Annotated in this window: 6 protein-coding genes and 1 pseudogene; 3 read left to right on the top strand and 4 right to left on the bottom strand. The window is 65.9% G+C overall.

The genetic code is table 11. The features are described from left to right. Window positions 1-137: 137 nt before the first annotated feature. A pseudogene (locus GY937_11620) lies at window positions 138-929 on the top strand (IS66 family transposase). 80 nt (window positions 930-1,009) lie between these two features. Then, window positions 1,010-2,713: a DNA internalization-related competence protein ComEC/Rec2 gene (locus GY937_11615; protein MCP5057357.1), complete on the top strand. Its 1,704-nt coding sequence runs from the start codon at window positions 1,010-1,012 to the stop codon at window positions 2,711-2,713. A gap of 5 nt (window positions 2,714-2,718) precedes the next feature. Here the strand turns inward: GY937_11615 and GY937_11610 are convergent, their stop codons facing one another. From GY937_11610 to GY937_11595, 4 genes are all read right to left on the bottom strand, one after another. Further along, window positions 2,719-3,048: an HIT domain-containing protein gene (locus tag GY937_11610; GenBank protein ID MCP5057356.1), complete on the bottom strand. Its 330-nt coding sequence runs from the start codon at window positions 3,046-3,048 to the stop codon at window positions 2,719-2,721. An 83-nt stretch (window positions 3,049-3,131) separates the two neighbouring features. Beyond that, window positions 3,132-3,953, bottom strand: coding sequence for a hypothetical protein (locus GY937_11605; protein MCP5057355.1), 822 nt, complete (start codon window positions 3,951-3,953; stop codon window positions 3,132-3,134). Window positions 3,954-4,227: 274 nt separating this feature from the next. Further along, a complete protein-coding gene (locus GY937_11600; protein ID MCP5057354.1) occupies window positions 4,228-5,037 on the bottom strand; it encodes a crotonase/enoyl-CoA hydratase family protein in 810 nt (269 codons plus the stop codon). A gap of 31 nt (window positions 5,038-5,068) precedes the next feature. Next, window positions 5,069-5,821 carry a sulfite exporter TauE/SafE family protein gene (locus tag GY937_11595; GenBank protein ID MCP5057353.1) on the bottom strand — a complete coding sequence of 251 codons (753 nt, stop codon included), beginning with the start codon at window positions 5,819-5,821 and terminating at the stop codon, window positions 5,069-5,071. A gap of 12 nt (window positions 5,822-5,833) precedes the next feature. Here GY937_11595 and GY937_11590 point away from each other — a divergent pair, with 12 nt between their 5' ends. Next, on the top strand, window positions 5,834-7,744 hold the full coding sequence (locus GY937_11590; GenBank protein ID MCP5057352.1) for a S9 family peptidase: 1,911 nt from the start codon (window positions 5,834-5,836) through the stop codon (window positions 7,742-7,744). Window positions 7,745-7,879 lie beyond the last annotated feature (135 nt).

The following is a 7,879-nucleotide window of genomic DNA, read 5'->3' as shown; positions in this document are numbered from 1 at the left end:
CACTACCTCGCGGCTCTCGATCGCGAACTCGACACCGATCCGACCGACACCGATTCGCCGTTCTGACGAGAAACCAGCACTCGCGCGCGACCACGGCTAGATGATCAGATTTCTACGGTTTCTCGTGATCGCCAACAGCCGAGAGCCTCTCCTACGTGTGGGTGCAGCGCGGGGGACCCACCGATCATCCGCTCGTCCTCTACGAGTACGACCCGAGCCGCTCGGCCGAGGTGCCGAAACGGATCTTCGAGGGCTACGAGGGTGTGCTCCAGACGGATGGATACGATGGCTACGGCGCCCTCGGGCGTGAGCCCGGGGTCGTGCACGTGGGCTGCTGGGCGCATGCGCGGAGAAAATTTACCGATGCACTGAAGGGCTATGGGAAGAAGCGAAAGAAAGGTGCGAAGCGTTCGGCGAAGCACAGCAAGGCCGAAGCCGGCCTGCGGTTCATCCAGAAGCTCTACGCCATCGAGCGGACGCTGGCAGACGCGACGCCCGACGAGCGGCTACGCGGGCGACAGGAAAGGTCGCTGCCCGTCGTCAACAAGCTACGGGCCTGGCTGGACGGTGCACTCGGCGCTGTCGTTCCGCAAAGTCTGACCGGCAAGGCGGTGGCCTACCTCGATGGCCAGTGGCCAAAGCTCGTCCGCATCTTCGAGTACGGTCACGTCCCGCTCGATACCAATGCGGTCGAGAACGCGATTCGCCCCTTCGCGCTCGGCCGCAAGAACTGGATGTTCGCCGATACGGTCGCTGGCGCCCGAGCCAGCGCGAACCTTTACAGCCTGATCGAGACCGCCAAGGCCAACGGCACCGAGCCCTGGGCCTACCTCCTGCACCTCTTCACCGAGCTCCCGAAGGCGCAGACCCCAGCCGACATCGACGCGCTACTGCCTCAGCACGCCGAGATCCCGGACGGGGTTCGCTGAGCGGTTACCATGTACCTGTCGCAGGTCGATGTGAACGCGGGTCCTTGGCGGGTTGGCGTCGGGCCAGCGGGGATGCGCTGTTGGCCCGAGGGCAGGGCGGGGCCCTTCTTGCAGCGCTCGCCCTCGGCGAGGCGGGCGCGTTGGATCCGGCGATTCGAAACCGCCTCGCGGGGCTCGGGTTGGCGCATCTGCTGGCGGTGTCGGGCTTGCACCTGGCACTGGTGGCTGGCCTGGTCTTCGCTGTTCTTCACCGGGCGCTTCCACGGGCTCCGCTTTGGGATGTACGACAGCTTGCCCTGATCGGCGCCCTCCTTGTCGCCGCCGGCTATGCGCTACTGGCCGGAGGCCAGGTCCCGGTCCAACGGGCATGGGTGCTGCTGGCGGCACTTTCGATGGCCGCTTTCCGCCGTCGTCCGATGCCGCGTAGCCACGGTTTGATCAGCGCGGCTGCGCTTCTCCTCTGGATCGATCCGGCGGCTCTGTTCGCACCCGGAGCCCAGCTTTCATTCGCCGCCGCAGCTGCCCTCAGTCGGTCGACTGGCGCTTCGGTCGACGGTTGGCGCGGGCGAGCTGTTCGCCTCCTCCACGCGTCGTCCACCGCGATCCTGGCCACCGCACCCCTGGCCGCGTGGCACCTGGGCAAGGTGGCGTGGTTCGGCTTGCTCGTGAACCTGATCGCCGTTCCGTTGGTGGGCCTCGTTCTGCTTCCAGTTGCCTTGGCTGCCGCGCTCCTTGCGCCGTGCCCGGCGGCGAGCCCCGTCGTGGACGCGGCAGCGGTTGTCGCTGCGCACCTCTTGACCGCCGCCGATGGGCTCGCGCGGGCGCTCCCGGCTGCACCGCCTGTCCGGCCTGCCGGCGTTGTCGTGGGCGTCGCGTTTGCGATCGGACTGGTTGCGATGCGCCGCCCCGAAACGAGAATCCGCGTGCTGGCGTCGGCTGCCGTGATCCTCGTTCTCTCGCTCGGTCCTCCAGCGCGCATCCTGCCCGCCGAGCCCCGCGTGGTCGCTCTCGATGTCGGGCAAGGCGACGCGATTCTCGTGCAGACCGGCCAGTCGAATCTGTTGATCGATGGGGGCTCCGCGGTGCCCGGCCGTTTCGATCGGGGCCGTCGCATCGTGGTTCCGGCGCTGGTCGCGCTCGGCGTCCGCCGGCTCGACCTGGTCGTTGCCACCCACGGCGATCTGGATCACCGCGGCGGGCTACCTGCAGTGCTCGAGACTCTCCCGAGCGATCAGCTCTGGTTGCCTCCGGGAGGACGCCGTGATCCCGCCTTCGAGGGGTTGCTAGAGACGGCCCGGTCTCATGGCGTGAAGGTCGAGGAAGCCGCTGCTGGAGATTCGTGGCACGGCCCTCCAGGGGCGCAGGTCAAGGTGTTGTGGCCGAGCCGCGGGTCTTCGGCGCCGAGCAGAAACGCCGGATCTCTGGTGCTTCGCGTGGACGTGAACGGCCGACGTGTCCTTCTCCCCGGCGATCTACCGAATGCCCAGGAAGCGGTGCTGCTCTCGCACGACACCGATATGCGCGCCGACGTGTTGCTGCTGGGACACCACGGCAGCCGCACCTCGACGAGCCGCGCTTGGCTCCGAGCGATCGAGCCGCGCATCGCCATCGTCTCCGCGCCGGAAAGATCCCGTTTCGGCTTTCCCCACACTGAGGTTCGCGACGCGGTAGAACGCCAGGGCGCGGCACTCCACTGGACCGGGCGCGACGGCGCCGTGCTGGTTCGTCTCGATCGTCAACTCTCGGTGCGTACCTTCGGCTCGCAGGCATCGAGGGAGGAGTGATCGGGTCATCTCAGAGGGTCACCGAAATTCACGTGGAAGTGCAGGTGTTTCGAGTCTTGGTAGCCACCAAGATTCGTGAGGACCCTGCAGGCACCGTGTTCGGCTTCGACATCTGCGGCGACTTCACGAACGACGGAGAGAACCTTGTGCACGGTTGTTTCGTTGAACTCTCCGAGATTCGTGAGAGACGGAACATGTGCCTTCGGAATGACGACAATATGAACGGGCCAGAACGGCATCGTGTGATGGAAGGCCAGCACGTCATCGGTCTCCGCGACGACGTCGATAGGCGTACGACCGCTGAGGGCCTCTTCGCAATAGAAATCGTCAGTCACGGTGGAAGGGCCACGCCTCGTGGGCTTCGTGTCTCAGCTTCGTAGCCACAGCCACCACCATGCTCGGGGTGAAGAACGACCCGTCAGTGAAGCGATTGTCTCCCGACGACTGTGAGCGCAACGAGTGCAGTCGCGAGCAGTAGACCCGACCCTGGCTCCGGCACCGTGTGGATGGAGACTGTGAAGTCGCTGAGACTGATCTGCGTGGGAGACTGGTCGTTGGACGCCGTCATGTCCACGGCCAGCACGGCCGTCCATCCACCGCCGATTGGCGGCGCGTTGGTTGCAGGGATGTTGATGGTGGGGGTAGAAAACGAGAGGGTCTGCATGGCACTCGTCGTCGACGACGCCGAGAACGAGAAGCAAAACGCCGGAAACGCGGCGCAAAAGCCGGCGTTTAGACCGGCGATCGTGCTTGAAGATGAGCCGGCAGCTGCGATCGGCACGATCGCGACGAGGCCATTGAGCGTGGCTGAGCCGCCGGGCACCGTGCTCGTTATCAATCCGGAGACACTGGCAAAGGTTGGCACATCGTTGTCGAAATCGAATCCGACCGACGCCCCGATGTAGAGCTCAGCCGGGTCGAGGGTGCCGAGAAATCCCCCTATCCGCGCCTGGCTGAGATCCGCAGTGACCGAAAAACTCTTCAGTGCGAGGGTTCCACTCAATGACGCGTCGCTCGTAACTTCAGAGGGCGTGGTCAAGGTGTTGCTGTAGCTGTAGGTCGGTGAGCCGAGGGTCACGCTGCCTGTCGCCTGCGGGGTGGTGGCGGGGGGGATGGCTCCGTTGCTGTGGGGACCGGCGAAGAAGTTGCCCATGGGGATGGCCCAAGCGGGCAAAGAGAACGCGAACAGCAGAGCCAGTGCGAGAACAAACACCATCACAGGTGCGATTCGACGAGTCATGATCCCTCCCCAGGTCTCACCCAACGGAGCCATCCTATGACGCGGACGCCCATGGAGTCAAGCGGACCGGTGGATATGGAAGCCATCGCCGATGGATGCATGCAAACGACGAATCGACGAGTATCGCGATCTGGCGGGCTGATATCGGCCTAGGGGAAGTGCGTCTTCCTGGGAGTTCCCGCGCGAATCCAGAACACGCCCAGCTGCCCATGTCTCACGCGCGCCACCACACCCTCTGTATTCGGCTCGACGTGATCTGATCGTCAGCCTGGCCCTAACAGCCTCGGAAGACCGGCTTGCGCTTCTCGGCGAACGCGCGCTGTGCTTCCCTGGCATCTTCCGTCTTGCGCAAGGGGCGCCCGAGCTCTTCCTGCCGCACGTAGGCCTGTTCGAGGGGCAGGCTGAGAAGTTCTCGAACCCCCGCCCGGGTTGCACGCACCGCAAGTGGGGCGTTGCCAGCGATGGCGTCCGCGGCCTCGAAGCTCTTGGCGAGCAACTGGTCCGCGGGGACCACTGCGTTGAGCAAGCCGATCTCGAGGGCTCGTTCTGCGTCGATCGGACGTGCGGTCAGGAGCAGGTCGTGGGCGTGCACCCAACCGATCTGACGGGGCAGGGCGACCGTGGCATTGCCCGTGGGATACAGACCGAGTGCCACCTCTTCCAGCGCGAAGGTCGCGTCCGGCACGCTGTAGCGAAGCTCCGACGCGAGCATCAGATCGCATCCTCCAGCGCGCGCATGGCCATTGATCGCACAGATGAGAGGCTTGCCGAGATCGAAGCCGGCCAGCAGCGCGAGCTGCACGTTGCGCAGGCCCTCGAAACTGCGCTCGTCGATCCGCTCGCCTCGGGCCAGGGCCTGGGAAATGGGGATCGTCGTCTTCATGTCCATGCCCGAGCAGAAGACCCGATCGCCGCCACCGGTCAGGATGATGCAGCGGATGGTTTCGTCGTCTGCGAGCGCGCGCCAGGTGGCCGCCAGCTCACCGAGCATCTCCGGGTCGAGGCTGTTCGCCTTGGCAGGCCGGTCGAGGGTGACGAGAGCGACGTGCGGATGGTCATCGGGCTTTTCGCATCGAACGGGCATGGGGTTTCCTCTGCAGCGGGGTCGTGGGAGGCTAGTAGAGGCCGATCATTCGACCTGCCAGGGCGACGATGGCGATACCCAGAACGGGACGGATCAGTCGTTCTCCACCCTGGACGGCGAGCCGGGCGCCCAGGGCACCGCCGGCTGCGAAACCGGCGCCCAGGGCGAGCGCTTCCGGCCACGAGACCTGGCCGGCCGCAATGAAGATGGGCACGGCCAAGAGCGTGAAGCAGAAGTTCACCAGGACCTTGATGCTGTTCGCGCGCACCAGATCGATGCCGCCGAAGGAGAGGGCAGCCACCAACAACAGGCCGACGCCGGCCTGGAAGGCGCCTCCGTACAAGCCGATCGCCACGAACACGAGCGTTCGGAGCCAGCCGGGGTGAGGTGTTGCGGGCTCGGTGCTGGAGCGGCGGACCCCTCGCACGGTAGGAATGAGCAGGAGCAGCATGACGACGCCGAAGATGCGTTCGAAGACGTCGTCGGGCAGTCGGGATGCCACGAGGGCTCCGACCAGCGCACCTGCGGCCACCGGGAGGATCACGGGCAAGCTGCGACGGAGATCGCCGACGCCCTGGGCCCAGAAGCCCCAGGAAGCCACGCCATTCTGGATCAGGATGCCGACACGGTTGGTGCCGTTCGCCAGGGTGCCTGGCAGGCCGATCATCACCAGCAAAGGGACGGTGAGCATGGAGCCGCCGCCCGCCAGGGTGTTGATGACACCCGCGACCAGGCCCCCACCGATCAAGAGGCTGGCGTCGAACGGCGTCATGGATCGGTACATTACTCGACGCTCATGAACCGCACCGCACCCCATGGCTCCTGGGATTCTCCGCTCTCCGCCAGCCGATTGGCACGTGCGGCCCAGAGGCTCGGACAACCGCGCCTTCAACAGGGGAACGTCCTCTGGCTGGAAGGGCGACCGGATGAGGGCGGCCGCCAGCAACTGATGCGCGCGCGACCAGATGCATCGCTGGAGCCCCTGACGCCTGAATCCGAGAACGTGCGGACGCGGGTCCACGAGTACGGGGGAGGCGATTACGGCCTGCTCGGAGAGAGCGTTGCGTACATCGTGGTCGGGCAGGACGGCATCCGACGCCTCGGTGATGCGCCGGTCGGCGGGACCCTGGCCGGAGCGCGCTACGCCGATCTCGCTGCATCGCCGGACGGTCGCTTCCTGGTGGCCGTCGAGGAACTCCCTCGAGAGGGGGACGAGCCTGAGAATCGGTTGGTTGCATTCAGCCTCGCGTCCGGCGAACGCCGGGTCCTCGTCGAAGGCCGGGATTTCGTGGCCATGCCGGCCTTCTCGCCCCAAGGCGATCAGCTGGCGTGCATCGCCTGGGATCACCCCAACATGCCGTGGGATGGCACCGACCTGCTGGTGTTGGGCTTCGGGCCCGATGGCCCGCGTGGGGAGCCGCGCCGTGTGGCAGGAGGCCCGGATGAATCGATCTTCCAGCCCCGCTATTCGCCGGCGGGCGTGCTCACATGGATCAGCGATCGCTCGGGTTGGTGGAACCTGGAGCAGCTACGCGAGGGCGGGCCGCTGCCCGTTTGCCCTGAGGCAGCAGAGTTCGGTCGGCCGCTCTGGGTGTTCGGGCTCTCCAGCTACGATTTCGAGAGCGAGGATCGGCTCTTGTGCATTCGCAGCGGCGAGCAGGGCGACGAGCTGGTGCGCCTCGATCTGAGCAATGGAACAGCCTCATTGTTGGCGACCCCCTTCAATGAGCTCGAAGGCCTGCGAATCGAGGGACGCAACGCGGTCTTCCTCGGTGCGAGCCCAACCCGTGCGACGACGGTATGCCGGCTCGACCTCGACACGGGGCAGATCGAAGAGATCGTCTCGGCCTTCGAGACCACGGAATACGACCCAGCGCTGTGGAGCGTGGCGCAACCCGTGCGTTATGCATCCACCGACGGACGGGACGCCTACGCCTTCTTGTACCGTCCGACACATCCCGAAATCTCGGGCCCGTCCGGTGAGGCGCCGCCGCTCCTGGTCAAGAGCCACGGTGGGCCGACGGCCGCCACGGGCCCGGCGCTGCGGCTTGGGATCCAGTACTGGACGAGCCGCGGGTTTGCGGTGATGGACGTCAACTACGCCGGCAGCACCGGCTATGGGCGGGCGTATCGAAACGCCTTGCGCGGCGCCTGGGGCGTGGCTGATGTGGACGATTGCTGCCAGGCCGCGGCCTTCGCTGGCCAGGAGGGTGCGGCCGACGCGGCGCGGCTGGCAATCACCGGGGGCAGCGCTGGCGGCTATACGACGTTATGCGCCTTGACCTTCCGGGACGTATTCGGCGCAGGCGCCAGCCACTACGGGATCGGCGATCTCGAGGCTCTGGTGCGCGATACGCACAAGTTCGAATCCCGTTACCTGGATCGTCTGGTGGGCCCGTATCCGGAGGCGCGCGAACGATACAGGGAGCGTTCGCCGATCCACTTCACGGATCGGCTTTCCTGCCCCGCGATCTTCTTGCAGGGCCTCGAGGATCCGATCGTGCCACCGAACCAGGCCGAGGCCATGGTGGCGGCCCTGGCCGCGCGCGGCATCCCTCACGCCCACGTCACGTTTGCCGGCGAGGGCCACGGCTTCCGCGTTGCGGAGAACATCTGCAGCGCGCTCGAATCCGAGCTGATCTTCTACAGCCGCATCTTCGGCTTTCCGGTCGATGTCCGCAGGGATCTCTCGATCCAGGGCCTCTAGTGATATGATTCATAAATAAAGGGCACTATTGGACTATCCACGTTACCCTCGCGGCGAACGGCCAGAGGGGCACGATGCGGGTCGCAGCCGAGATTCACCTCAGCAAGAGCCAGCGGGCGACGCTTCAGCAATGGT

The sequence above is a fragment of the bacterium genome, from assembly GCA_024228115.1.
Lineage (GTDB): Bacteria > Myxococcota_A > UBA9160 > UBA9160 > UBA6930.
This window is presented reverse-complemented; position numbering and strand designations above follow the sequence as displayed.